Source organism: Erwinia aeris, from assembly GCF_041224955.1.
GTDB lineage: Bacteria > Pseudomonadota > Gammaproteobacteria > Enterobacterales > Enterobacteriaceae > Erwinia > Erwinia aeris.
On sequence record NZ_JBGFFX010000009.1, the window covers coordinates 188,975 to 213,706 of the forward strand.

A 24,732-nucleotide genomic window follows, 5' to 3' on the forward strand; every position below is an offset into this window, starting at 1 on the left:
CAGGAGTTACACTGATGGAATTATCCTCTCTGACTGCCGTCTCCCCTATTGATGGCCGTTATGGCGACAAAGTCAGCCCGCTGCGCGCTATTTTCAGCGAATTTGGCCTGCTGAAATTCCGCGTTGAGGTTGAAGTACGCTGGTTACAGAAACTGGCCGCCTGCGCAGAGATCAAGGAAGTTCCTGCATTTGACGCTGACGCAAACGCTTACCTTGATGCCATTGTCGCTAATTTCAACGAAGAAGACGCCGCGCGTATTAAAACCATCGAGCGTACCACCAACCATGATGTCAAAGCGGTTGAGTATTTCCTGAAAGAGAAAGTAGAGCCGGTTGCCGCGCTGCACGCCGTATCTGAATTTATTCACTTCGCTTGTACTTCTGAAGATATCAACAACCTCTCGCATGCGCTGATGCTTAACACTGCGCGTCGTGAAGTCATCGTGCCCTACTGGAACAAAATTATCGCGGCGGTTAAAGACCTGGCGGTACAGTATCGCGATATTCCGCTGCTTTCCCGTACGCACGGCCAGCCCGCCACGCCTTCCACGCTCGGCAAGGAGATGGCGAACGTCGCCTACCGCTTTGAGCGCCAGCTGCGTCAGCTGGAGCGCATCGAGGTGCTGGGTAAACTCAACGGCGCGGTCGGCAACTACAACGCCCACATCGCCGCCTACCCGGAAGTGGACTGGCACCAGATGAGCGAAAGCTTCGTCACCTCGCTGGGCATTACCTGGAACCCCTACACCACCCAGATCGAGCCGCACGACTACATTGCCGAAATGTTTGACTGCATCGCGCGCTTCAATACCATTCTGATCGACTTCGATCGCGACGTGTGGGGCTATATCGCGCTGAATCATTTCAAACAGAAAACCATTGCGGGCGAAATTGGTTCCTCCACCATGCCGCACAAGGTCAACCCGATCGACTTTGAAAACTCCGAGGGCAACCTGGGTCTGGCTAACGCCGTGATGCAGCACCTGGCAAGCAAGCTGCCAGTTTCCCGCTGGCAGCGCGATCTGACCGACTCCACGGTGCTGCGTAATCTGGGCGTCGGCATGGGCTATGCGCTGATCGCCTATCAGGCGACGCTGAAAGGCGTGTCCAAACTGGAAGTGAACCGCGATCGTCTGCTGGACGAACTGGATCACAACTGGGAGGTGCTGGCGGAGCCGATCCAGACCGTGATGCGCCGTTACGGTATTGAAAAACCTTATGAAAAACTGAAAGAGCTGACGCGCGGCAAGCGCGTGGATGCCGCGGGGATGAAAGCCTTTATTGACGGGCTGGCGCTGCCGGAAGAAGAGAAAACCCGCCTGAAGCTGATGACGCCGGCCAACTATCTGGGCCGCGCGGTGCAGATGGTCGACGAGCTGCCGTAATTTTCCGCGCGCCGTCTGGTTCGCGCTACATCAGAAGGCCGACGCAAGTCGGCCTGTGTTAATCTATTGTTTAGCTGCTTTAACCTATACTTTCCTCAGATCGTAATCGGCCCCGGTCTTTGACCGAATCTACTGAAAGGATAATGTTATGCGCGTATTGATTGTGGAAGATAATCCCTTACTGCGTCATCATCTGGCCGTGCAGCTGCGCGAAATGGGCCATCAGGTAGATGCGGCGGAAGATGCCAAAGAAGCTGACTATTTTCTTACCGAACATACCCCCGATATTACCCTGGTCGATTTAGGCCTGCCGGATGAAGACGGCATGACGATGATCCGCCGCTGGCGCGGTCTGGAAGTCAAACAGCCGATCCTGGTGCTGACGGCTCGCGAAGGCTGGCAGGCTAAGGTAGAAGCGCTGGAAGCCGGTGCCGATGACTACGTGACCAAGCCTTTTCATATTGAAGAAGTGGTGGCCCGTATGCAGGCGCTGATGCGGCGCAACAGCGGCCTGGCTTCACAAATCATCTCGCTGGCGCCTTTTCAGGTCGATCTGTCGCGGCGCGAGCTGAGCGTCAACGAGCAACAAATTAAGCTGACCGCTTTTGAATACACCATTATCGAAACGCTGATCCGCAATGCCGGTAAGGTCGTCAGCAAAGATTCGCTAATGCTCCAGCTTTATCCCGACGCTGAACTGCGTGAGAGCCACACCATCGACGTATTGATGGGGCGCCTGCGTAAAAAAATTCAGGCCGTCTGGCCGCAGGATGTGATCACCACCGTCCGCGGGCAGGGTTATCGGTTCGATCTTTAATGACGTTACTTCGTCCTGATACGCCTTTTTCACTGCGCGCCCGCTTTCTGTTAGCTACGGCGGCGGTCGTGCTGATCCTGTCGCTCTCTTATGGCATGGTGGCCGTTGTCGGCTACGTGGTCAGTTTTGATAAAAACACCTACCGGGTAATGCGCGCGGAGAGCAATCTCTTTTTTACGCTGGCGCAGTGGCAGAATAACCAGTTAACCATTGCCCAGCCCGAGCGGGTATCGCTTAACTTCCCTACCCTGGTTTTTATCTATAACGAGGACGGCAAGCTGCTGTGGCAGCTGCGCGACGTGCCGGAGATCCGTTCTCGCATCAAGCGAGAATGGCTTAAGCGCGCTGATTTCTATGAAATTGATGCCGATAACAACATCAGTCGCCAGGCGCTGGGCGATAATAAGGAAGCGCAAAATAAGCTGACCGCCTATGACGACGATAACAACGACACTTTTACCCACTCGGTAGCGGTAAACCGCTACGCGGCGACGCCGACCCTTCCGGCGTTGACCGTGGTCGTGGTGGATTCTATTCCTCAGGAGCTGCAGCATTCCGACGTGGTATGGTCGTGGTTCAGCTATGTGCTGCTGGTCAACCTGCTGCTGGTCATTCCTTTGCTGTGGCTGGCCGCGCACTGGAGCCTGCGGCCGATAGGCCTGCTGGCCGCACAGCTGCGCGAGCTGGAGCACGGCACGCGCGAAACCCTGGCCGACGAAACGCCGCAGGAGCTGCGAAGCCTGGTGCGCAACCTGAATTTCCTGCTGGATAACGAGCGTCAGCGCTACACCCGCTATCGCACCACGCTCAGCGATCTGACCCACAGCCTGAAAACGCCGCTGGCGGTGCTGCAAACCACGCTGCGTTCGCTGCGCGGCGGCCGCAACCTTTCCGTCGAGCAGGCCGAACCTATTATGCTGGAGCAGATCAGCCGCATCTCGCAGCAGATCGGCTACTATCTGCACCGTGCCAGCATGCAGGCCGATCACAACGTGCTGAAGCGCGAGCTGCATTCCGTGCCGGCGCTGCTGGACAGCCTCTGTTCGGCACTGAACAAGGTTTATCAGCTGAAAGGCGTGGAGCTGACGCTGGATATCTCGCCGGAAATTACCTTTGTCGGCGAGCAAAATGACTTTATGGAAGTGCTGGGTAACGTGCTGGATAATGCCTGCAAGTACTGCCTGGAATTTGTGGAAATCCGCGGGCGCCAGACCGACGATGAGCTGCATTTGATCGTGGAAGACGACGGGCCGGGCATTCCGGAAAGCAAACGCGATATGATTTTTATTCGCGGTCAGCGCGCCGACACGTTGCGTCCCGGCCAGGGCATTGGTCTGGCCGTAGCGCGCGATATCGTGGAGCAGTATGCCGGCGATATCATCGCCACCACCAGCGAACTGGGCGGCGCCCGAATGGAAGCCATCTTCCGCCGTCAGGAAGTGGTCGGCGAAAAACCCTGAAGGCGGCTATTTGCGGCGACGGCCGCAAATGCTTTTCCCTGCCATCCTTTCCGACTGTTATAATCGATGAAATTCAGCGTTTCAGGAAGACCCATTATGGATTATCAGCTCGATCTCAACTGGCCCGATTTTATCCAGCGCTATTGGCAAAAGCGTCCCGTCGTGCTCAAGCGCGGCTTTAAAAATTTTGTCGATCCTATTTCGCCGGACGAGCTGGCCGGTCTTGCGATGGAAAACGAGGTCGACAGCCGCCTGGTCAGTCATGACAACGACAAGTGGCAGGTCGCGCACGGGCCGTTTGAAAGCTTTGACCACCTTGGCGAAAACAACTGGTCGCTGCTGGTGCAGGCGGTCGACCACTGGCACGAGCCTTCGGCCGCGCTGATGCGCCCTTTCCGCTTTCTGCCGGACTGGCGCACTGACGATCTGATGATCTCCTTCTCCGTGCCCGGCGGCGGTGTTGGTCCGCATCTGGATCAGTACGATGTCTTTATCATTCAGGGCACCGGCCGTCGCCGCTGGCGCGTGGGCGAAAAAGTGGCCATGAAGCAGCACTGTCCGCATCCGGACCTGCTACAGGTCGAGCCGTTCGACGCGATTATTGATGAGGAAATGGAACCGGGCGATATCCTTTATATTCCGCCAGGATTCCCACACGAAGGCTACTCGCTGGAAAGCGCGATTAACTATTCCGTTGGCTTCCGCGCGCCAAGCGGCCGCGAGCTGATTAGCGGCTTTGCGGACTATGTGCTGTCGCGCGAGCTGGGCAGCCGTCGCTTTACCGATCCGGACGTGCCAGCGCGTGAAAATACCGCAGAAATTCTGCCGCAGGAGCTGGACGGTATCCGCGAAATGATGCTGGAAGTGATTAACCAGCCGGAACACTTTAACCAGTGGTTTGGCGAGTTTATCTCCCAGTCCCGCCACGAACTGGATGTGGCGCCGCCGGAACCCCCTTACCAGCCGGATGAGATTTACGACGCGCTGCAACAGGGCGACAGCCTGCAACGTCTGGGCGGCCTGCGCGTGCTGTCTATTGGCGATGCCGTGTTCGTTAACGGCGAGCAGCTTGAATCGCAGCGGCCGGACGCATTGCGGGTGTTAGCGAATCAGCATTCCGTGCACGCGGCGGATCTGGGCGAGGCGCTGGACGATCCGTCTTTCCTGGCGCAGCTGGCGGCATTGGTTAACAGCGGCTACTGGTACTTCAGCGAAGAAGAATAACCGTAACGGCCCTGATTTCAGGGCCGTTTTTACTTGCTCAGGATTTTTTCGCTTTTTCCGCCGTCAGCGCCGCGATGCGCATAATCACCGTCACCGTTTTTTCCATAATATCCAGCGAGGCGAACTCGTGCTTGCCGTGATAGTTATAGCCGCCGGTAAAAATGTTCGGGCAAGGCAGTCCCTTAAACGACAGCGCCGCGCCGTCGGTCCCGCCGCGTATCGGCTTCGTCACCGGCTCCACGCCGCTTTCCCGCATCGCCTGTAGCGCCAGCTCAATAATATGCGCATGCACTTCGACCTTTTCGCGCATGTTGTAATAGCTGTCTTCCGTCTGCACCTCAATGCTGACGCCCGGCTGTTTGCCCTCGCTCAGCGTGGCGGCGATATCTTTCATCACCTGTTTTCTGGCTTCAAAGCTGTCGCGGTCGAAATCGCGGATGATGTAGTGCAGCTCCGCTTTATCCACGCTGCCTTTGATACCGTGCAGATGGTAAAAGCCCTCATAGCCTTCAGTCTGCTCCGGCACCTCTTTTTCCGGCATGGCGGCGTGAAAACGCATCGCCAGATCCAGCGCGTTGACCATTACGCCTTTAGCGCTGCCGGGATGCACGTTGTTGCCGACAATCTTCACGGTAGCGGAAGCGGCATTGAAATTCTCATATTCAAACTCGCCCAGATCGCTGCCGTCGATGGTATAGGCCCACTCGGCGCCAAAAGCCGCCACGTCGAAACAGCTGGTGCCTTTGCCTATTTCTTCGTCCGGGGTAAAAGCGATGCGGATATCGCCATGCGGCACGTTCTCGCTTTTCAGCCGGGCGATAGCCGTCATGATCTCCGCCACGCCCGCTTTATCATCCGCGCCCAGCAGCGTTTTACCATCGGTGGTGATCAGCGTGTGGCCCGTCAGGCGGTGCAGCACGGGGAACATCACCGGCGACAGCACCTCATCGCCAATGCCCAGCGCGATGTCGCCGCCGCGATAGTTCTCAACGATCTGCGGATTAACATTTTTACCGGTAAAGTCCGGCGACGTGTCCATATGGGCGATAAACCCGATGGTTGGTACAGGCCAGGCAACGTTTGCAGGCAGGGTCGCCATAACGATGGCGTGCCCGCTCAGCGTGACGTCGCTCAGCCCCAGCGCTTCCAGCTCCTGTTTTAACTCACGAGCCAGCCGCCATTGCCCTTCCGTACTGGGAACCTGCCGAACATGTGCTTTGGACTGCGTGTCGAATGAAACATAGTGCAAGAAGCGTTCGAGTAAATTTGTCATCTGCCTTCCCTCTGAGTGCGGACGGTTATTATCTGTTATTTTGCCCGACGTTTATTGCGTCAGGTCAGTTACCTGCTCGGATCCTGCGGCTTCGGCGCGCCCCCGCCCGGAAGGCTAAAGGCGCACGGATAGTGGATCAGACTGTAAAAACGCACCGGCGCTGTGCCGTCATTGCGGTAGCTGTGCGGCGTATCGGCCTGAAAACGCAGCCCTTCGCCTGCTTTAAGCGTATGCCATTGCGCGCCGGTCGCCAGCCGGAGTTCGCCTTCAATAACGACAACGTGTTCAATTACGCCGCGCTCATGGGCGGAAGACTCGCTGAGCGCGCCGGCGGCCAGCTCAACCACCAGCATGTCAAAACCCAACTGGCGATCGAAGGGAAACAGCGGGCTGGCCTGCATGGTCGTATGCTGCTGTCGCCAGCCATCGGTTCCTACGCTGCGAAGAAAGGCGCTCTCAGGGGCTGGGTCGGCAATAAAATGCGAGAAAGGCACGTTAAAACCGGTCGCTATCTTCCATAGCGTCGCCACGGTTGGGCTGGATTCGCCGCGTTCTACCTGGCCAAGCATCGCTTTGCTGACGCCTGTCTGCACGGCGGCTTCCGTCAGGCTCCAGCCGCGCGCCAGGCGCAGCGCTCTCAGAATACGACCAGGTTCCGGTAGTGTTTGTGGCATCAAAACTCCCCCGTTTTTTTCCTTAGCATAACACTTGTGCGTTATAGCGCACAGTGCTAGCTTGTGCGTTATAACGGTCAATCGGGAGAGGATCATGCGTCCTGCCTTTTCTTTACGTCACCTGGCTTTTCCTGCCGTGGTGGCGGGATTTGTCGCGGTGCTGGTGGGCTACACCAGCTCTGCCGCCATTATTTTCCAGGCCGCCGGGGCCGCCGGCGCAACGGCGGCGCAGACTGGCGGCTGGCTAAGCATGTTGGGTCTGGCAATGGGCGTGACCTCAATTGGGCTGTCGATCTATTATCGCGCGCCCGTGCTGACGGCCTGGTCCACGCCGGGCGCGGCGCTGCTGGTCACCAGCCTGCCCGGCACGCCGATGCCGGAAACCATCGGCGTATTTATCTTTGCTTCCGGGCTGATTTTTCTCTGCGGCGTGACCGGCCTGTTTGCACGCCTGATGAACCATATTCCGCAGGCGATTTCCGCCGCCATGCTGGCGGGTATTTTATTGCGTTTTGGTCTGGATGCTTTCGCCTCGCTGCAGCCTGATTTTACGCTGACGGCCAGCATGTGCCTGGCTTACCTGTTAGCGCGCCGTTTTCTGCCGCGCTACGCCATTGTGCTGACGCTGCTGGTGGGTCTGGCCGTCGCGGCGATAAAAGGAGAGATCCACCTTTCGCAGCAGCCGCTGACCTTTGCCGTGCCGGCATTTATCGCGCCGCATTTTAGCTGGTCATCGCTGCTCGGCATTGGCGTTCCCTTTTTTATAGTGACGATGGCCTCACAGAATGCACCCGGCATCGCCACGCTGAAAGCGGCAGGCTATCCGGTGCCCGTTTCGCCGCTGATGAGCTGGACCGGGCTGGCTTCGCTGCTGCTCTCTCCTTTCGGCGGTTTTTCCGTCTGTATCGCGGCCATTACGGCGGCAATCTGTATGGGGCCGGACGTGCATCCCGATCCGCAGCGTCGCTACTGGGGCGCGGTCTGCGCAGGCTTTTTCTATCTGCTGGCGGGCCTGTTTGGCGGCGCGATTGGTCAGCTGTTCAGCGCGCTGCCGCCTGCGCTTATTCATACCCTCGCCGGGCTGGCGCTGCTGGGAACAATAGCGGGCAGCCTGCAGCGCGCGCTGGCGAAGGATAAACAACGTGACGCGGCGGTGATTACCTTTCTGATCACGGCGTCGGGCCTGTCGCTACTGGGGATTGGCGCGGCGTTCTGGGGGCTGGTGGGTGGGATAGTGGCGCATCTGGTTTTTTGTTTGCCACGCCGCTAAGACGGGTTGCCGATTTGAGCGCTATTTTACCGGCTGGCGTGACTGCCGTTGCGCCAGAGACTATGCGCACGGCCTGCTGTATCAGCCACGCTGCCAAAGGCAAAGCACAGATACAGTCGTGACTCAGAGCGCTAATCACCTTGCGGGCCTCCTCGCTATAATGAGGATTACCCGGCGCGCTGCGTGCCGGGCGCAACCAAAGAGGTGAAATTTGATTAAATATAGCGTGTTATACCCGAACGTTGAAAACGGTGAGTTCGATCATGACTACTATCGCGATGTGCATCTGCCGCTGATCCAGGCAAGGATGGGCGACTATCTGGTGTCCTTCTCCATCGACAAAATCATTGGCACACCTGAAGGTACGCCAGCACCCTATGTTGCCGCCTGCCATCTGGTTTGCCGCTCTGTCGAGGATCTGCAAAAAGGCATGGAAGGCCATATCGATGAGATTGTGGGTGATGTGGCAAACTTCACCAATATCACGTCAGTGAAGTGGATTTCTGAAGTCGTGGCGTAACACGAGCGAAAAAAGGCGGGGAGAAATCCCGCCTGAGCCTTATTTCTGCCTGAGAAACGTAACGGCAATCATATACACAATCGCAAAAGCCATGCAGAAAAAGGACGGCAGGTTGCCGTCCCATATGGCATGGGTTACTTGATCTTCGCCAGCAGACGCTGCACAAATTCCGGCACCACCTCGCTTGCCAGTCCGTACTCTTTCTCTTCGAATTCGCTGCCGACCTGGCTTGGCTCCAGGTTCAGCTCGACGGTGTGGGCGCCCTGCAGTTTCGCCTCATGCACAAAGCCCGCAGCCGGATAGACGTGGCCGGAGGTGCCGATAGCGATAAAGTAGTCCGCCTGCGCCAGCGCCTGATAGATCTCATCCATCTGTAGCGGCATTTCGCCAAACCACACCACGTGCGGCCGCAGCACCGACGGGAACTGACAGCAGTGGCAGCGATCGTCTTCCTTAACGTCTTCCTGCCAGTGCAGCACCTGGCCGCTGGAGACGCAGCGTACCTTCAGCAGCTCGCCGTGCATATGGATAACGTTACGGCTGCCCGCGCGTTCGTGCAGGTTATCAATATTTTGCGTTACCAGCAGAAAGTGGTCGCCCAGCGCGGCCTCCAGCTCGGCCAACGCTGTATGCGCCGCATTGGGCTGGATATCACCGCTGGTCAGCTGGCGACGGCGGGCGTTATAAAACGCCTGCACTTTTTGCGGATCGCGCGCGAAGCCTTCCGGCGTCGCCACGTCTTCCACCTTGTGCTCCTCCCACAGGCCGTCGGCAGCCCGGAAAGTGCGGATCCCCGACTCGGCAGAGATACCTGCGCCGGTCAGGACAACAACTCGCGGTAAAGGATGCATGGCGATCTCCAGATTGCGGTCGCGTTCGAAAATGCGCTGACGCAAACGCTGCTGCACCTTGCGTCGGGTTTTCTTGTAGCGAGCCAGTCTCAGCCGGCGACGGGGTGTACGCATGTTAAATCCTCTAATCCTTAATGTGCAAAAAAGCGGCGCCGCGCGTGCCGCCTGCATCGCCATGGCGGGCTTTGGCAAAACGCGGCGGCTTTGCTCGCGGCAGCAGATGCGTTGCCACCTGCTGCTCCAGCCCGTCGTAAAGCGCGCCAAAACCAGACAGCCCGCCGCCCAGCACCACCAGATGCGGATCCACCAGCGTCAGCCAGTTTGCCAGGCAAACGGCCAACAGCGCCTGATAGCGGGCGGTATGGGCTATGGCCTGCTCGTCCCGTTGATAATAACGGCTGGCGATTTCCGGCGCACTGAGATCTGACTGATTATGCAGCCGCCACAGGCGGGCAAAGCCCGGCCCGGAAAGCCACGGCTCGATACAGCCGCGCTTGCCGCAGCCGCAGAGAGGCTGCGCCACGTCGCGGCCCAGCACTTCCAGCGCATCCAGCGGCAGCCGCATATGGCCAAACTCGCCTGCGACGAAGTTGCGTCCGGTCAGCGGTTTGCCTTCCACTATCAGCCCGCCGCCCACGCCGGTGCCCAGGATCAGCCCCAGCACCACCGGATAGGCTTTGAACTCGTCGTCCCAGGCTTCCGACAGCGCAAAACAGTTGGCGTCATTATCAATACGCACTTCCCGCCCCAGCCGCTGGCTCAGATCCGCCTGCAGGCGCTGTCCCTGCGCCGCCGGCACGTTGGCGGTAAAGACCGTGCCGTCATCCGGCACGGGCAGCCCAGGGATGCCCATACCGACGCTGCCCCGCGTGCCGCAGAACTTATCGGCTTCGTCCGTCATCGCCGCCAGCCTGTCGAGCAGCTGCGCGTAATCATGCGTGGGCGTGGCGGCGCGCTGGCTCCAGATAAGCTGGCGCTGCTCGTTATAGACGCCAAGCGCGATTTTGCTGCCGCCGACGTCAAAGCCGTAATACATGCTACTGCCCACTCAGCACGCGCGCCGGATCGATGCGGCTGGCGCGTCTGGCCGGATACCAGCTGGCGATCAGGCTCAGCAGCAGCGAGGTAAGCAGCACGATGCCCACATCCTGCCAGTGCACTTCTGACGGCAGAAAATCGATAAAATAGATATCGCCGGACAGGAAGTGGTAGCCGGTTAAGGTTTCGATACCGTGGATAATCGGCGTCAGGTTAAAGGCCGCCAGCACGCCGACCACCACGCCGCTGACGCTGCCCAGCAGGCCAGCCATCAGCCCGTACCAGACAAAAATAGCGCGGATCAGTCCGTCCCTGGCGCCCAGCGTGCGCAGCACCGCGATATCGCCGCTCTTGTCCTTCACCGCCATGACCAGCGTGGAGACAATGTTAAAACAGGCCACGCCGATCACCAGCACCATTGCCAGATACATAATGGCGCGGATCATCTGGATGTCGCGGTACATATAGCCGTAGGTGCCAATCCAGCTGCGGATATAGACATAGGCGTGCGTCACTTCGCCCGCGTCCCGCACCAGCTTCTGCGCGGCAAACGGATTGGTCATCTTCAGCGCGATGCCCGTGACACTGTCACGCATCGCCAGATAATTTTGCGCATCCTGCAACGGCACCAGCGCCAGGCTGTGATCCAACATCCCGCTCAGCGCCAGAATGCCGCTGACCTGAAGGCGCACGCGTTTCGGCTGGAGCAGCTTATGTTCGGGATCGCTGTTGGGGATCATAATAGTCAGCCAGTCGCCCTGCTTTACCTTCAGGCTGTTGGCGACGCCCTGACCTAAAATAATCTGCTGCTTGCCCGCGCCGAAGCTTTGCCAGGCATTATTCTGCACATAGGCAGGCAGCGCGCTCAGTTTGGTTTCCTGCTGCGGATCGACGCCTTTAACCTGGATCGCCTGAAGCTTTGCGCCGCTCTCAATCAGGCCGGTGAAATTGATATAGGGTGCAGCCGCCGCAATGCCCGGAACCTGCTCCACCTTCGGCAGCAGCGACTGCCAGCCGGTAAAGGGCTGGTTGACCGGTTCGATTTCACCGTGCGGCACCACGGCCAGAATGCGGTTATTCAGCTCGCGTTCGAAGCCGTTCATGGCGCTGAGGCCAATAATCAGCACCGCCACGCCCAGCGCAATGCCAACCGTAGAGATCGCTGAAATCAGCGATACCATACCGCCGCGACGGCGCCCACGGCTGAAGCGCAGGCCCAGGAGCAGAGAAAGAGAACTTGCCATTACGCCATGCCCGCCAGCGTCAGTTCTTCGCTGAGCACGCCGTCACGCATTTCCATCTGGCGGTTAAGCCGCTTCGCCAGATGCAGATCGTGCGTCACCACCAGAAAAGCGGTGCCCTGACGCACGTTCAGTTCGCCCAGCAGATCGAAAATGGCGTCGGCGTTGCGCGCGTCCAGGTTGCCGGTCGGCTCATCCGCCAGCACCAGACGCGGATTGTTTACCAGCGCGCGGGCAATCGCCACGCGTTGCCGTTCCCCGCCCGAAAGCTCGGAAGGCCGGTGCGCCGCCCGCTTTTCCAGACCAACCGCACGCAGCATATCAATGGCTTTCGCCTCGGCCTGCGCCTTGCTGGCCTTGCCAATCAGCAGCGGCATGGCGACGTTTTCCAGCGCGCTGAAATCGGGCAGCAGATGGTGGAACTGATAGATAAAGCCCAGCTCGCGGTTGCGCAACTCCGCCTTTGCCGACGAAGACATGCCGTTCAGCGACTTGCCGTTAAACACCACGTCGCCGGAGGTTGGCGTATCCAGCCCGCCCAGCAAGTGCATCAGGGTGCTTTTGCCGGAGCCGGAGCTGCCAACAATCGCCATCATTTCGCCAGGCGCCACGCTGAAAGAAACATTACGCAAGACGTCTGTCTGGACGCTGCCTTCCTGGTAGCGTTTGCACAGGTTGTCGCACTGCAACAGAATCGGGTTACTCATAACGTAAAGCCTCAGCGGGTTGAACGGCGGCGGCGCGCCAGGAGGGATAGAGCGTGGAAAGCAACGCCACGGCCATCGCGATAACAACAATGGTGGCCACCTGAACGGCGGAAATCTCGACGGGCAGCGCCGCGCCATCCAGGAAGATGCCGATCAGCGGCATCAGATTATTCAGCTGGCTGGCAAGCAGCACGCCCAGCAGCGCGCCGACCAGCGAGCCAACGATGCCGGCGGTTGCGCCCTGCACCATAAATACCAGCACAATTTGCCGGCGGGTCAGCCCCTGAGTTTGCAGGATCGCCACTTCGCCCTGCTTTTCCATAATCAGCAGGCCCAGCGAGGTGATGATATTAAACGCGGCGACGGCGACAATCAGGCTGAGCAGCAGCCCCATCATGTTTTTCTCCATCTTCACCGCCTGGAACAGCTCGCCCTTGCGCTCGCGCCAGTCTTTCCAGACCAGGCCGTCCGGCAGCTTCTGCTCGCTGAGCGTATCCACCTGGAGAGGTTTGTCCAGCCACAGCCGCCAGCCGGTGATATGGCCAGCCGGATAGCGCATCAGGCGCGAGGCGTCCTGCTGGTTGACCAGGATCTGATAGCCGTCCACCTCGCTGTTGGCGGCGAACGTGCCGATAACGGTAAACAGGCGCTGGCTGGGCAGCCGCCCCATCGGCGTAAACTGGCTGGCGGACGGCACCATCAGCCGCAGCTGGTCGCCGCGCTTCAGCCCAAGCTGTTCCGCCAGCTGTTCGCCGACGATAATGCGGTACTGATTGGGCTGTAGGTCGCTCTGCTTCACATTGGCGAGATACGGCGTCAGCGGATCCGGCTCGTCAGGGTTGATGCCCAGCATAACGCCGACGCCGACGCTGCGGGCGCTTTGCAGCACCACGTCGCCGGTGGTCAGCGGCGTGACGCGACTGACGCCTTTCAGCTGCAGCGAATCCGCCGGCACCTGCTGCGGGTCGATCGAGCCTTTCTCGCTGCTAATCAGCGCCTGGGGCATCAGGTTTAAGGTGCTTTTTTCCAGCTCGTGTTCAAAGCCGTTCATCACCGACAGCACGGTGACCAGCGCCAGCACCCCCAGCGTGATGCCGATGGCGGAAAGCCAGGATACAAACCGCCCGAAGCGGTCTGATGCTCGCCCGCGCATATAACGCAGGCCGATAAATAACGCGACAGGTTGATACATGTAATCCGTCTTCTGGCGGTAATAAGGCAAAAAGTGATCGAAGATGATAAAGGTTAGCCCGGCGTTATGGAACCTCTAAGCCGCTGACTCTTTTGCTAAGTTTTGTTATCTCTTGCGACACGCGCTTTTATTGGCGAAATATCACACTAAAAACGACCGTTAATTACTCAATTATTACGCAAAAAAGGGCATAGACTTAATTATCCCTTAAAGGGAGCAGCGTAGAGTAAAGGCGGGAGTGGTCATAATGTCAAAGTATGAAAAAGGCAGTATTGTCCGGCATAAAACGGGCGAAATTAAAGGACTGGTCGTCAACGTGTTTGAACAGGGCGATGCGCCGGCGGGCTATTACGTGAAGTGGGACGATGGCAATCACAGCTATCACGGCGAAAAAGAACTCATTTGGGCAAACATTGACCGACCCAGAATGCACTACACCCAACAATCGCCGAAATAGAGGTATACTCGGTTAGCCGAACAGGAAACGCGTCGTTTTCTGCTCTCCCTTTATGTGAAGAGACCGACTAACTGACTATGCCTGAACAAGCCCGATATACCCTGCCAGCAAAAGCAGGCGACCAGCGCCAGCTGGGACAATTAACCGGTGCCGCCTGTGCGGTGGAATGTGCTGAAATCCTGGCGCGACACGGCGGCCCCGTGATGCTTATCGCACCGGATATGCAAACCTCGCTGCGGCTGCAGGATGAAATCCGCCAGTTTACCGATGAGCCGGTATTAACGCTGGCCGACTGGGAAACGCTGCCTTTCGACAGCTTTTCGCCGCATCAGGAAATCATCTCTTCCCGTCTCTCCACGCTTTATAATCTGCCCTCGCTGGAAAAAGGCGTGCTGATCCTGCCGGTTAACACGCTGATGCAGCGCGTCTGTCCGCACAGCTTTCTGCATGGCCATGCGCTGGTGATGCGCAAGGGCCAGCGCCTGTCGCGGGATACGCTGCGTTCCCAGCTGGAGCAGGCAGGCTACCGTCACGTCGATCAGGTGATGGAGCACGGCGAATACGCCACGCGCGGCGCGCTGCTGGACCTCTATCCGATGGGCAGCGAGCAGCCTTACCGCATCGACTTTTTCGATGATGAAATCGACAGCCTGCGCCTGTTCGACGTCGACAGCCAGCGCACGCTGGAAGAGGTCGAGGCGATCAATCTTTTGCCCGCGCACGAGTTTCCTACGGACAAAGCGGCCATTGAGCTGTTCCGCACCCAGTGGCGCGAGCACTTTGACGTCCGACGCGAGGCCGAGCACATTTACCAGCAGGTCAGCAAAGGCACGCTGCCGTCCGGTATCGAATACTGGCAGCCGCTCTTTTTTGAGCAGTCGCTGCCCGCGCTGTTCAGCTATCTTCCAGCCAATACGCTGCTGATTAACACCGGCGATCTGGAAGGCGCAGCGGAACGCTTCTGGCAGGAAGTGATGGCGCGCTTTGAAAACCGTCGCGTCGATCCGATGCGTCCGCTGCTGCCGCCGGAAAAGCTGTGGCTGCGCACCAACGAACTGTTCAGCGAGCTGAAAAACTGGCCGCGCGTGCAGCTGAAAAACGAGGCGCTGCCGGAAAAAGCCGTCAACACTAACCTGGGCTATCAGCCGCTGCCCGACCTGGCCGTCCAGGCGCAGGCGAAAGCGCCGCTGGATGCGCTGCGTCGTTTTCTGGAATCGTTCAGCGGCCCGGTGATTTTTTCGGTAGAGAGCGAAGGCCGTCGCGAGGCGCTTCAGGAGCTGCTGGCCCGCATCAAGCTGGTGCCGAAGACCATTCACGCGCTGCATGAGGCGGAGCAGCCCGGCGCTTACCTGATTGTCGGCGCCAGCGAGCACGGCTTTATCGACAGCCTGCGCAATCGCGCGCTGATTTGCGAAAGCGATCTGCTGGGCGAGCGCGTCAGCCGCCGCCGTCAGGACACGCGCCGCTCTATCAACCCGGACGTGCTGATCCGCAACCTGGCCGAGCTGCATCCCGGCCAGCCGGTGGTGCATCTTGAGCACGGCGTCGGCCGCTATATTGGCCTGACCACGCTGGAAACCGGCGGCATCACGGCGGAATACCTGATGCTGACCTATGCCGGAGACGCCAAACTCTACGTGCCGGTCTCCTCGCTGCATCTGATTAGCCGCTATGCCGGCGGCGCGGACGAAAACGCGCCGCTGCACAAGCTCGGCAGCGATGCCTGGTCGCGCGCGCGGCAGAAAGCAGCGGAAAAAGTCCGCGACGTGGCGGCCGAGCTGCTGGATATCTATGCTCAGCGAGCGGCAAAAGCGGGCTTTGCCTTTAAGCACGATCGCGAGCAGTATCAGCTGTTTTGCGACAGTTTCCCGTTTGAAACCACGCCGGATCAGGCGCAGGCGATTAACGCGGTGCTCAGCGATATGTGCCAGCCGCTGGCGATGGATCGCCTGGTGTGCGGCGACGTCGGCTTTGGTAAAACCGAAGTGGCGATGCGCGCCGCTTTCCTCGCGGTAGAGAACCACAAGCAGGTTGCGGTGCTGGTGCCGACCACCCTGCTCGCCCAGCAGCATTACGATAACTTCCGCGATCGCTTCGCCAACTGGCCGGTGCGCATTGAAATGCTCTCCCGTTTCCGCAGCGCAAAAGAGCAGGCGCAGATCCTGGAAGAAGCGCGTGAAGGCAAAATTGATATTCTGATCGGCACCCATAAGCTGCTGCAAAGCGAAATCAAATGGCGCGATCTGGGGCTGCTGATTGTGGATGAAGAGCACCGCTTCGGCGTGCGCCATAAAGAGCGCATCAAGGCGATGCGGGCCGATGTTGATATTCTGACGCTGACCGCGACGCCTATCCCCCGCACGCTGAATATGGCGATGAGCGGCATGCGCGACCTGTCGATTATCGCCACGCCGCCTGCCCGTCGTCTGGCGGTGAAAACCTTTGTCCGCGAGTTCGATAATCTGGTGGTACGCGAAGCTATCCTGCGTGAAGTGCTGCGCGGCGGCCAGGTTTATTACCTTTACAACGATGTGGAGAACATCGAAAAAGCCGCCCATCGCATTGCGGAGCTGGTGCCGGAAGCGCGCGTCGCCGTGGGGCATGGCCAGATGCGCGAGCGCGATCTGGAACGGGTGATGAACGATTTCCATCATCAGCGCTTTAACGTGCTGGTCTGCACCACGATTATTGAAACCGGCATCGATATCCCGACCGCGAATACCATTATTATCGAGCGCGCCGACCATTTTGGCCTGGCGCAGCTGCATCAGCTACGCGGCCGCGTGGGCCGTTCGCATCATCAGGCCTATGCGTGGCTGCTGACACCGCATCCAAAAGCGATGACCACCGACGCGCACAAGCGTCTGGAGGCGATCGCCTCGCTGGAGGATCTGGGCGCCGGTTTTGCGCTGGCAACGCACGATCTGGAAATTCGCGGCGCGGGCGAGCTGCTGGGCGAGGATCAGAGCGGCCAGATGGAGACGATTGGCTTCTCGCTGTATATGGAGCTGCTGGAAAACGCCGTGGACGCGCTGAAGGAAGGCCGTGAGCCGTCGCTGGAAGATCTGACCAACAGCCAGACCGATATCGAACTGCGGATGCCGTCGCTGCTGCCGGACGATTATATTCCGGATGTGAATACCCGCCTGTCGTTCTATAAGCGCATCGCCAGCGCGCAGCAGGAAGGCGAGCTGGACGATTTGAAAGTGGAGCTTATAGACCGCTTCGGCCAGCTGCCGGACCCGGCGCGCAACCTGCTGGATATCGCCACGCTGCGCCTGCTGGCGAAGAAAATTGGCATCCGGCGCGTTGAAGCGAGCGAGAAAGGCGGTTTTATCGAGTTTGCGGAGAAAAACAAAGCCGACCCGTCCTGGCTGATTGGCCTGTTGCAAAAAGAGCCGCAGAACTGGCGGCTTGACGGCCCAACGAAGCTGAAGTTTGTGCGCGACCTCGCCGAGCGCAAGCTGCGGGTGAAATGGGTGCGCGACTTTATGACGCAGGTGCTGGAAAACGCCGCCTGATGCGTCTGCTGCCGTTGCCGCCTGCCCTCAGCAGGCTGCAACGGCGTGCTTTACCGAACAGGTGCACGGTTAGCCTGAGCATAACAGGCTAACACGATTATTCTCCGCTAAAACTCTGCACGCCGCGCTATTCTTCGTTCGACGAAATGCCCAACATAAAGCCATCTATCTCTTCTATTTTAATCCTTAACAGCCCGTTTTTATGATGCGAGAACTTTTCCGATCCTAACCGGAAGGCGACATCTTTCAGATGCAAAAAATTAAGCGGCACTGACGCGTCGTCATCTTCCGGCGTGTAGTACGCCTCGCCGGTGCGTTTAAAATAATTCGCTATCGCCTGCTCTACCGTGCCTTCCTGCGCGTCGCCAAAAAACTCGACGATTTTCTCGTAATATTCCTTACCGGAAATGGTGTTGCCCGTTACCAGCGCGCCTTTTACAAACAGCGTAACGCCCAGGCCGACGCCCAATTTACTGGCGATATTAGCGATAAAGTTCAGATCGGCGTCGCGCATTTTACTGGCGAACACGTTAGTCATTTCACTTTGTTCAGACATGCCGTTCTCCTTGCCGTTATAAAGGGGATCTATCAACTACCTTAATGAGTTTAGTGGAGAACGGGTCGCTGACCAGTCGGACGCCGATCGCCGATTTTCCGCCGCTGACCGTCTGGCGAGGATTGCCTGTCCGCCCCGACTTGCCGTTATTTATCGTTGAATAGCCTGTCGTCCGGCACAGAAATCGGTTTCAGCAATGGTAAAAAAAGATATTAACCAAGCGAGGTACGTCAGAGAAAAACATTAATGCAGTTTGTGGAACTGCCTCGCATTTTATCGTTGCGTTTTCAGCGAGTTTGCACAGGAGAAGGCGTATATTTAAGCAATGAGGGAAGACAGGAAGAAGGAGAAGAGAGATGTTTTTAGCGCGGTAATAACGGGGTGGAGCCCGCTATCACCGCTAACCACAAATAACTGTTTGGGAGTTAATCATGGCTAAGAAGGATTGTAAGTCAGAACCGCGCGTAACTGAAGCGCCGCAGCCGACCACTCGCTGCGAGTTTTACAGCCGCGCCGCGCACCGAGCAATATTTTTACGCGGCGAGTGGATAGAGCAGGCAGGCTTTGCCGAAGGGATGCCGCTGAAAGTACGCGTGATGCCGGAATGTATTGTGATCACGGCGCAAAACGGCCGCGAGCTGTGGGGCTGTGTTGAGGGATTGAGCGTAGCGCATATCAATCATAAAAAGGTGAAGCAGTGGATAAAGGATTTCCCCGGCGCGTTGCAGGATAGCGACGATGCACCAGTGTTCAGGCGGAGTAACGGGGGCTTTGTGTAAGCCATCCTGGCTTGTCAGGACAAGCTTATTCAGGTAATGGCGTAAGGGAAGAATAATAATTTTTTATTTTATCCAGAATTGCCGCTATTTCACTGCTGGCAAGGGTGATTTCAGCAATGTTCAGTGCCTTTTTATCGACCCATTCATAGCGGTCGCTATCCTTTTTTTGCACAAGGCGCTGCGTTCTGGCTGCCAGGATCCTGACCATCTTGCCATCGGAAACAGCAAAAACAGAGGCGCCGCTTTCGGAAATATTTTCTGTATCTGCACGGTAAACAGGATCCCCTTCCGGGTACTCCTCCTCTGCCGTGCTTTCTGGCCAGGTCAGACTATATAAATATTTGAAAGCGTCAGGCGCGGGCATAGCGAACACCTCTGCATTTATCGGCGGCGTGTACAGGGCATTAGCGGGATCCAGGAGTGTATTAACATCCACACAGAGCGTTGCCGTCCTTAAATCCTGCGGGAAAAAGTTGCCGTCAATACTGTAGTAGAAAAGCCCATTGTAGAAAGAGCCTGAAGGAGGATTCCAGTCAGGAATACATTCAGCAAATATGGCAAAACGATAAGGATCACCAAAAAACATTTTCTACGCTCATTGTTAATTGAATCATTTCGTTTCAATAGCTATTCGAGGTAATAAACCCCGACAGTTTAGCCGGGGTTCATACAGGGAGAAATCAGAAACGATACCCAAGACCGATATTAAAACCGTTTATCGCTACGTCATCATTGAATTTAACTCGCGTGCCTTCATAACCGATATTTACGGAAAGATAGTCTGTCGGATTAATAGCCACGCCAGCACCATAAGCAAACGACGTTTTGCTTGCATTATCCTCTTCTGAATACGCAGAAAGATAGGTCGTTTTGTCTTCTACTTTTGTATGCGCCATACCGGCAAGGGCATAGAGGCTGACGTAGTCGTTAATACGCCAGGCCGGGCCAGCCATAAACGAGTAATATTTCACATCCGTTTTGCCATCATAACCGCTAATATCGTCAAAAGCCTCAACCCTTTCAGAATAGCTGTCATCGCCTTTCATATAGCTAAAGGAACCGATAATGCTGACGGGTGAATCCCATTCATAGCGGTACTGAACGTTGACGCCGCGAATATTTTTAAAATCTTCGACCTTGCTCTGTGCATAGCCAACCGACAAAGTATGGCTGTCAGCCAATACGCCGGTGCTGACCAACAGGCCACTACAAACTAATGCCAATGCGGTAATTTTTACTTTCATTACTCATTCCCTTTTTTACTGAGTTGATTAAATCCCTGTATTTGAGATGGGATTGTACTAAATTTCTTGCCGATACGTCATTAAAAAAATAGTTTTTTTTACTCGCCAGGCGGGTATTTCCCGCCATGATCTGCAGACTGCCTTTTATTTAAGCATTATTCCCAAACGAAACATTTCAGTTGGAAATAAAGGCTGCAATATTATTTCATCATTGAAAATGAATAACCTTGGTGATAAAGCTGTAACATCGTAGATATTTTCAGCAATTAAACTCAAATTTGTCCTGAAAACAGGAATATTTGCGTCATCTACAAGAACGAATACATCAGCATTTCTCATAGGACTTCTATTCAGTAAATCATCAATATTTTCATGATCGGAATGGTCAATTTCCGACCAGGAAATGGATCCACTTGCAAAAGGATATTTATTAAGGATATCAACAACTTCTTTCTTTTTCTGGCCTTCAATAATTTCGAAATCAGCACTAAGCGCTTTTTGACACTCTTCAAATAACGTCATGTTCTCTACCTGTTTAGCTGCTTCAATATCGTTTCAAAAACTTTTTCGTTACCCTCAAATGGTATGACCTGCTTAACCGCTTTTCCTGGCCCCTTACCTTGAGAATAATTCCATATATTAATATGAGTGCCTTTGTCTGGATCATAATCAACACGCCAACCAATTTTACCGTCGCTGGATTGCCGCCCAATAACTTTCCCATTTCCAGCACTTACTTCCAACCGCCCAATCACAGGTTTAGAATCAGCACCCAGATTACCGACAATATCCAATGCTTTATTTCGGGCGTTCTCCCAATTTTTCTCAGGGGAAAGTGTTTGTTCTATTCGATTTCCTGGTTGTGTACCAGTATTAATTTTCCCGAGCCCAGCAGCGATCCCTGCAGCACTCATCCCCACAGCCTGAGCCAGCGAATTCATCGCAAGCTGCTTCGCTTCAGGTGAATCACCAGACATCAATGCATTATGAATCGCCGCATTTCTGTCTGCTTCAAGCTGGATAGTTGTCACCTGAAGGATTGAAAGCTCGTTCTGATCTGCCGCGCTCAGTCCGCTATTAGCTCGCGCTTTTTCCAGCAGCTCACTGGTGCGGTTAGCATATTCGGTCTGCAATCTGCTGACTTCGTTTGCCTTATCAACGCAGTCCTTAGCGCCCGTACACTCAACAACTCGCTTCTGTTGTGCGGCTGAAATCTGCTTATATTTTTCAGTGACGGTTCCCTCACAAGACTTGTCACCCTGACACTGTATCATTTCCTGAACACGGGACTGATTCTGCTTAACGTTTAATGCATTATTCTCAACTACAAGCCTGGCTACTGGGATTGGAATCGAGCATTCATTCAGGTGGAGCTTTCTGGCTTTTTCTCTCCTTTAACCAGATTTTTATCCAGATCCCAAAACCCAAAATGAGGCCACCGACATATCCAGACTCAAAGAAAGATGAAAAAAAATCACTCCAACTAAAGGGGAAAAAGCCCTTTTTAAAATAAAAAATTACAGATGCAAGTAGTTCAGCTATAACATCGCCAATGAAAAATAAAGTCAGGCAACACAATATCAGTTTGACCAAACTAAATAGATTATTTTTTAGCATCGGTTTTATCCTTTTTATCGAGTTCATCTTTTACAGCATTCCCTGTTTTCTCACCTATGTAACCACCAAGAACCGTACCTGTTAAATCAGACACTGCATCTTTTCCAAGCTTTGAGCCGACCCCTTTTATTATTTTACCGCCTACGCCACCAATGACAGTACCCGCAGCCGCACCAGCCATAGAGTTAAGCGGTTCTTCTCCCTTAATCCCGCTTCCTATCGCTGCACCGCCCACATTGATAGGAGCTGAAGCAATGATGCCTTTTCCTGTTGTCGCGGCTGCTGTGACTCCCGCCATAATGACATCGACGTAACTGAACGGATCTTTTCCGGCAAGCTGAACGCCAGCATTCACTCCCACACCGATTGCTGCATTTGCTGCCATACCTTTCACAGTCATTCCCAGCACGCTTCCACCAAATATCAGTGGCGCATCACTAATACTGGCGTTCGATTTATGGTAACCCCAGGTATTCATTATCGACTGAGCCTTGCTCATCGCTTCAGAGTCAGGATTTCGTTTCACATAGTTCTGTTCCGACAGCAGTCCTTTAACCAGTTCCTGCGACACGGCCGGACCGTATTCCTTCTCCATCTCAGCCGCGTAAACTCGCAGATAACCTGCCAGCTCAGCCCGCTCTGTGCTGTTCATCTGGGCAGGGTCTTTAGTGAATTTGGATACCAGCGCATCGCTGCGTTTGTCGGCATTTTCAAGCTTTATCAGCTCATTAGCCGCCGCCAGTGATTTATCACCCTGTTTGATTTTCTCAATAGCCTTATCAAGCCTGTCTGAGGATGTGGCGCTGAGGAAGTTATTCTCAACCGCATTCTTCCCGGCCTGCGCGCCTGTTACCGCACTGCCGGCACTGTCCCCGGCAAGCCCGCCCGCCAGCCCCGCCGCGAGCGTCCCCAGCGCGCTGATGGTCTGACGCTGCTCCTCACTCAGGTCTGCACAGTCAACGCCCGGATAGAGCTGCTGTGCGATATACTCGCCCGCCACGCCGCCTGACGCTCCCGCCAGCGCCGAACCGCCCGACGCCTGCGCCACCGCCGCGCCCAGCACCGCGTGCGCTGTCAGGTTGCCTCAACGTTAATCACCTCTTTGCCGTTTGCATCCGTGGTGGTGGTCGCTTTATGTATCAGCTCGATCGCCACACCGCAGAAGCGGCCACGGAAGATCCCGGATGGGATGGTTGAGTGGCGGCCTGTCTGAGGTAACTGACTGGTTATAAGGTAAAATCCCGGCCTGGCCGGGATCTTTATTAGTCATCATATTGAAGATTTATGTTTATTTTTCCGGCTTGTATATCGACCGTTATTTCGCAGCCTGTCCAAACAGGTTTACCATTAGTCAAATTGTTATCTAAAAAGAAAGACTTATAAGCAAGTAAAGCATCTGTCAAATCAGCAACAGCCCTTCCATCAGGGGAAAACCAGCCCAGTTCTCCATTTTCATCTAAATAATCGAATTCATATTCCCCACCATCATTTTCATTAAAGATTTTAGCTCTTGCTATGATTTTTTTTGCATTTCCAGGTCCACACTCATACAAAATTTGACCTATTTTTTGCTCAAAATTTTTATCCTGCATCATTTGCCTCCTGGGGAATTTTTGAAATCAACGTTAACAGGTCTACCTCCATCAACTGAGTACTGAACAATTACCCTATCTGGCCTTATATTGTTACCTGAATATATTGGTTGAATATTGACATCAACCGTTTTGCCTTCTTTCAATGCGGTACCCCATGAGTTCTCCATTTTTTTCCATTGACTTTTATTAAGATTTCCATCCATAGGAAAAATATTAAGCTTTTCACCAGGTCCATTGAATATGCTGGCAATTAAATGACCACCTTCATCACCATTATTACCACATTTACCAGCCTTGCATTGCTGATAGGTGTTTCGGTCATTTTTGGACAGGCTTAGTGAGGCATTCACCTTTGTTGTGCGGCTCAAATCATCAGTATGATAGGTTTTATTTCCATCAACCTGATAGACCGTATTGGGTTCTGGTTTATTCAGTGTCTTATTCCACGCACCTTTCTTACCGGGGTCAACAATAACGATATTTTTTGCGGCAGCTGTAGGAAGTTTACTTCCTTTACTCACGCCTCCCAGCGCACTTAACGCTACGCCCGCAATAATATCAGCCTGAGCTTGATCGAGGCCATATTTCGCCATGACCTGCTCAGACATTTTATTGCTGGCAACGATCCCGTCCGCGTCCATCTGGTGCGCCCAGGTCGCCGTCAGATCGTAGACCATCTTGATCGGGATGTCTTCGCCCATTGCCCGATCTATTGCATGCTTCACCGCCATGCTGTCGGCCAGCACGTCGCCGTATTTCTGCTGACAGGTTGTCGGGTTGGTTGCACAGTCGCTTATTAGTTGCTTCTGCTGTGTGGTACTTAGCTCTTCGTATTTTTTGATAATGCCGCCACAGTCAGCGCCTCCAGCCTGACAGGACTTCATTTCAGCGGACCAGGCATCTATCTGTTTGCTGCTCAGCCAGTTATTCTCAACCGCATTCTTCCCGGCCTGCGCGCCCGTCACCGCACCGCCCGCACTGCCCCCGGCAAGCCCGCCCGCCAGCCCCGCCGCCAGCGTCCCCAGCGCGCTGATGGTCTGACGCTCCTCCTCGCTCAGGTCTGCACGGTCCACGCCCGGATAGAGCTGCTGCGCGATATACTCGCCCGCCGCGCCCAGCACCGCGTGCGCTATCAGGTTTGCCTCGACGTTCACCACCTCTTTGCCGTTTGCATCCGTGGTGGTGGTCGCTTTATGTATCAGCTCCGCCAGATACGGCGCCGCACCGCCCGCAACGGCTGCCGCCAGCAGTTTCGGGTCCAGCTTCGCCTTCTCGCCGGCTATCTGGCCCTGCGTCCTCACGATATCGCTG

The 24,732-nt window shown here is 55.7% G+C and carries 23 protein-coding genes and 2 pseudogenes; 9 read left to right on the plus strand and 16 right to left on the minus strand.

Going from position 1 to position 24,732, the window contains the following annotated elements; translation table 11 throughout:
* The first annotated feature begins 14 nt into the window (after positions 1-14).
* From purB to AB6T85_RS15825, 4 genes are all read left to right on the plus strand, one after another.
* The gene (gene purB, locus AB6T85_RS15810; RefSeq protein ID WP_125289646.1) at positions 15-1,385 is read left to right on the plus strand and encodes an adenylosuccinate lyase; all 1,371 of its coding nucleotides are present in this window, start codon (positions 15-17) and stop codon (positions 1,383-1,385) included.
* 148 nt (positions 1,386-1,533) lie between these two features.
* Positions 1,534-2,202, plus strand: a complete 669-nt coding sequence (gene phoP / locus AB6T85_RS15815) for a two-component system response regulator PhoP (protein WP_125289645.1) — start codon at positions 1,534-1,536, stop codon at positions 2,200-2,202.
* Entirely contained in the window at positions 2,202-3,662 is a 1,461-nt protein-coding gene (gene phoQ / locus AB6T85_RS15820) for a two-component system sensor histidine kinase PhoQ (RefSeq protein WP_369896088.1), read from the plus strand. Before phoP ends, phoQ begins: the two co-directional genes overlap by 1 nt.
* A gap of 96 nt (positions 3,663-3,758) precedes the next feature.
* Positions 3,759-4,886 carry a ribosomal protein uL16 3-hydroxylase gene (locus AB6T85_RS15825; protein WP_253454551.1) on the plus strand — a complete coding sequence of 376 codons (1,128 nt, stop codon included), beginning with the start codon at positions 3,759-3,761 and terminating at the stop codon, positions 4,884-4,886.
* A 37-nt stretch (positions 4,887-4,923) separates the two neighbouring features.
* On the opposite strand, the gene pepT is transcribed toward AB6T85_RS15825, so the two are convergent.
* On the minus strand, positions 4,924-6,159 hold the full coding sequence (gene pepT, locus AB6T85_RS15830) for a peptidase T (RefSeq protein ID WP_253454552.1): 1,236 nt from the start codon (positions 6,157-6,159) through the stop codon (positions 4,924-4,926).
* Positions 6,160-6,227: 68 nt separating this feature from the next.
* Complete coding sequence (locus tag AB6T85_RS15835; RefSeq protein WP_301251731.1) at positions 6,228-6,833, minus strand: helix-turn-helix domain-containing protein; 606 nt, start codon at positions 6,831-6,833, stop codon at positions 6,228-6,230.
* A 94-nt stretch (positions 6,834-6,927) separates the two neighbouring features.
* On the opposite strand from AB6T85_RS15835, the gene AB6T85_RS15840 reads away from it, so the two are divergent.
* Positions 6,928-8,103, plus strand: coding sequence for a benzoate/H(+) symporter BenE family transporter (locus AB6T85_RS15840; RefSeq protein WP_369896089.1), 1,176 nt, complete (start codon positions 6,928-6,930; stop codon positions 8,101-8,103).
* Between the two features lie 211 nt (positions 8,104-8,314).
* A complete protein-coding gene (locus AB6T85_RS15845; protein WP_253454555.1) occupies positions 8,315-8,623 on the plus strand; it encodes an EthD family reductase in 309 nt (102 codons plus the stop codon).
* A 134-nt stretch (positions 8,624-8,757) separates the two neighbouring features.
* Here the strand turns inward: AB6T85_RS15845 and cobB are convergent, their stop codons facing one another.
* Genes cobB through lolC form a run of 5 tightly spaced genes read right to left on the minus strand, consistent with a single transcriptional unit; the run spans position 8,758 to position 13,652 of the window.
* A complete protein-coding gene (gene cobB, locus AB6T85_RS15850; protein WP_369896090.1) occupies positions 8,758-9,588 on the minus strand; it encodes a Sir2 family NAD+-dependent deacetylase in 831 nt (276 codons plus the stop codon).
* A gap of 10 nt (positions 9,589-9,598) precedes the next feature.
* A complete protein-coding gene (gene nagK / locus AB6T85_RS15855) occupies positions 9,599-10,510 on the minus strand; it encodes an N-acetylglucosamine kinase (protein ID WP_369896092.1) in 912 nt (303 codons plus the stop codon).
* A 1-nt stretch (position 10,511) separates the two neighbouring features.
* Complete coding sequence (lolE, locus tag AB6T85_RS15860; protein WP_253454558.1) at positions 10,512-11,756, minus strand: lipoprotein-releasing ABC transporter permease subunit LolE; 1,245 nt, start codon at positions 11,754-11,756, stop codon at positions 10,512-10,514.
* Entirely contained in the window at positions 11,756-12,460 is a 705-nt protein-coding gene (gene lolD / locus AB6T85_RS15865; protein WP_125289636.1) for a lipoprotein-releasing ABC transporter ATP-binding protein LolD, read from the minus strand. Before lolD ends, lolE begins: the two co-directional genes overlap by 1 nt.
* Positions 12,453-13,652, minus strand: a complete 1,200-nt coding sequence (gene lolC, locus AB6T85_RS15870; RefSeq protein ID WP_253454559.1) for a lipoprotein-releasing ABC transporter permease subunit LolC — start codon at positions 13,650-13,652, stop codon at positions 12,453-12,455. The genes lolD and lolC overlap by 8 nt, the downstream gene beginning before the upstream one ends.
* Before the next feature lie 247 nt (positions 13,653-13,899).
* Here lolC and AB6T85_RS15875 point away from each other — a divergent pair, with 247 nt between their 5' ends.
* Together AB6T85_RS15875 and mfd are read left to right on the plus strand one after the other, a co-directional pair.
* A complete protein-coding gene (locus AB6T85_RS15875; protein ID WP_125289634.1) occupies positions 13,900-14,109 on the plus strand; it encodes a hypothetical protein in 210 nt (69 codons plus the stop codon).
* 77 nt (positions 14,110-14,186) lie between these two features.
* Entirely contained in the window at positions 14,187-17,630 is a 3,444-nt protein-coding gene (gene mfd / locus AB6T85_RS15880; RefSeq protein ID WP_253454560.1) for a transcription-repair coupling factor, read from the plus strand.
* Between the two features lie 127 nt (positions 17,631-17,757).
* Here mfd and gvpU read toward each other — a convergent pair whose 3' ends face one another.
* On the minus strand, positions 17,758-18,186 hold the full coding sequence (gvpU, locus tag AB6T85_RS15885; protein ID WP_369896093.1) for a gas vesicle accessory protein GvpU: 429 nt from the start codon (positions 18,184-18,186) through the stop codon (positions 17,758-17,760).
* A gap of 431 nt (positions 18,187-18,617) precedes the next feature.
* Between gvpU and AB6T85_RS15890 the strand changes: the two genes are divergently transcribed.
* Positions 18,618-18,965, plus strand: coding sequence for a SymE family type I addiction module toxin (locus AB6T85_RS15890; protein WP_301251724.1), 348 nt, complete (start codon positions 18,618-18,620; stop codon positions 18,963-18,965).
* Between the two features lie 25 nt (positions 18,966-18,990).
* Here the strand turns inward: AB6T85_RS15890 and AB6T85_RS15895 are convergent, their stop codons facing one another.
* From AB6T85_RS15895 to AB6T85_RS15930, 8 genes and pseudogenes are all read right to left on the minus strand, one after another.
* Positions 18,991-19,551, minus strand: a complete 561-nt coding sequence (locus tag AB6T85_RS15895) for an immunity 42 family protein (RefSeq protein WP_369896095.1) — start codon at positions 19,549-19,551, stop codon at positions 18,991-18,993.
* A 94-nt stretch (positions 19,552-19,645) separates the two neighbouring features.
* Entirely contained in the window at positions 19,646-20,209 is a 564-nt protein-coding gene (locus AB6T85_RS15900) for an Ail/Lom family outer membrane beta-barrel protein (protein ID WP_369896096.1), read from the minus strand.
* Positions 20,210-20,353: 144 nt separating this feature from the next.
* Entirely contained in the window at positions 20,354-20,731 is a 378-nt protein-coding gene (locus AB6T85_RS15905; RefSeq protein ID WP_369896097.1) for a CDI toxin immunity protein, read from the minus strand.
* Positions 20,732-20,736: 5 nt separating this feature from the next.
* Positions 20,737-21,138: pseudogene (locus tag AB6T85_RS15910) on the minus strand (hypothetical protein); the annotation flags it as partial.
* A gap of 430 nt (positions 21,139-21,568) precedes the next feature.
* On the minus strand, positions 21,569-21,826 hold the full coding sequence (locus AB6T85_RS15915; RefSeq protein WP_369896098.1) for a hypothetical protein: 258 nt from the start codon (positions 21,824-21,826) through the stop codon (positions 21,569-21,571).
* Positions 21,813-22,910: pseudogene (locus AB6T85_RS15920) on the minus strand (VENN motif pre-toxin domain-containing protein); the annotation flags it as partial. The gene AB6T85_RS15915 and the pseudogene AB6T85_RS15920, both read right to left, overlap by 14 nt.
* A 178-nt stretch (positions 22,911-23,088) precedes the next feature.
* A complete protein-coding gene (locus AB6T85_RS15925) occupies positions 23,089-23,421 on the minus strand; it encodes a hypothetical protein (RefSeq protein WP_369896101.1) in 333 nt (110 codons plus the stop codon).
* A partial coding sequence (locus tag AB6T85_RS15930) for a DNA/RNA non-specific endonuclease (protein ID WP_369896103.1) occupies positions 23,418-24,732 on the minus strand: 1,315 nt, incomplete at its 5' end. The genes AB6T85_RS15925 and AB6T85_RS15930, both read right to left, overlap by 4 nt.

Bases quoted from the DNA above. Each gene is read 5' to 3' on its own strand.
- gvpU (WP_369896093.1), bottom strand. From the start codon at position 18,186: ATGTCTGAACAAAGTGAAATGACTAACGTGTTCGCCAGTAAAATGCGC.
- phoQ (WP_369896088.1), top strand. From the start codon at position 2,202: ATGACGTTACTTCGTCCTGATACGCCTTTTTCACTGCGCGCCCGCTTT.
- AB6T85_RS15915 (WP_369896098.1), bottom strand. From the start codon at position 21,826: ATGCTAAAAAATAATCTATTTAGTTTGGTCAAACTGATATTGTGTTGC.
- pepT (WP_253454552.1), bottom strand. From the start codon at position 6,159: ATGACAAATTTACTCGAACGCTTCTTGCACTATGTTTCATTCGACACG.
- lolC (WP_253454559.1), bottom strand. From the start codon at position 13,652: ATGTATCAACCTGTCGCGTTATTTATCGGCCTGCGTTATATGCGCGGG.
- lolD (WP_125289636.1), bottom strand. From the start codon at position 12,460: ATGAGTAACCCGATTCTGTTGCAGTGCGACAACCTGTGCAAACGCTAC.
- purB (WP_125289646.1), top strand. From the start codon at position 15: ATGGAATTATCCTCTCTGACTGCCGTCTCCCCTATTGATGGCCGTTAT.
- mfd (WP_253454560.1), top strand. From the start codon at position 14,187: ATGCCTGAACAAGCCCGATATACCCTGCCAGCAAAAGCAGGCGACCAG.
- AB6T85_RS15825 (WP_253454551.1), top strand. From the start codon at position 3,759: ATGGATTATCAGCTCGATCTCAACTGGCCCGATTTTATCCAGCGCTAT.
- AB6T85_RS15840 (WP_369896089.1), top strand. From the start codon at position 6,928: ATGCGTCCTGCCTTTTCTTTACGTCACCTGGCTTTTCCTGCCGTGGTG.
- AB6T85_RS15895 (WP_369896095.1), bottom strand. From the start codon at position 19,551: ATGTTTTTTGGTGATCCTTATCGTTTTGCCATATTTGCTGAATGTATT.
- AB6T85_RS15890 (WP_301251724.1), top strand. From the start codon at position 18,618: ATGGCTAAGAAGGATTGTAAGTCAGAACCGCGCGTAACTGAAGCGCCG.
- nagK (WP_369896092.1), bottom strand. From the start codon at position 10,510: ATGTATTACGGCTTTGACGTCGGCGGCAGCAAAATCGCGCTTGGCGTC.
- lolE (WP_253454558.1), bottom strand. From the start codon at position 11,756: ATGGCAAGTTCTCTTTCTCTGCTCCTGGGCCTGCGCTTCAGCCGTGGG.
- AB6T85_RS15835 (WP_301251731.1), bottom strand. From the start codon at position 6,833: ATGCCACAAACACTACCGGAACCTGGTCGTATTCTGAGAGCGCTGCGC.
- AB6T85_RS15900 (WP_369896096.1), bottom strand. From the start codon at position 20,209: ATGAAAGTAAAAATTACCGCATTGGCATTAGTTTGTAGTGGCCTGTTG.
- cobB (WP_369896090.1), bottom strand. From the start codon at position 9,588: ATGCGTACACCCCGTCGCCGGCTGAGACTGGCTCGCTACAAGAAAACC.
- phoP (WP_125289645.1), top strand. From the start codon at position 1,534: ATGCGCGTATTGATTGTGGAAGATAATCCCTTACTGCGTCATCATCTG.
- AB6T85_RS15905 (WP_369896097.1), bottom strand. From the start codon at position 20,731: ATGACGTTATTTGAAGAGTGTCAAAAAGCGCTTAGTGCTGATTTCGAA.
- AB6T85_RS15875 (WP_125289634.1), top strand. From the start codon at position 13,900: ATGTCAAAGTATGAAAAAGGCAGTATTGTCCGGCATAAAACGGGCGAA.
- AB6T85_RS15925 (WP_369896101.1), bottom strand. From the start codon at position 23,421: ATGATGCAGGATAAAAATTTTGAGCAAAAAATAGGTCAAATTTTGTAT.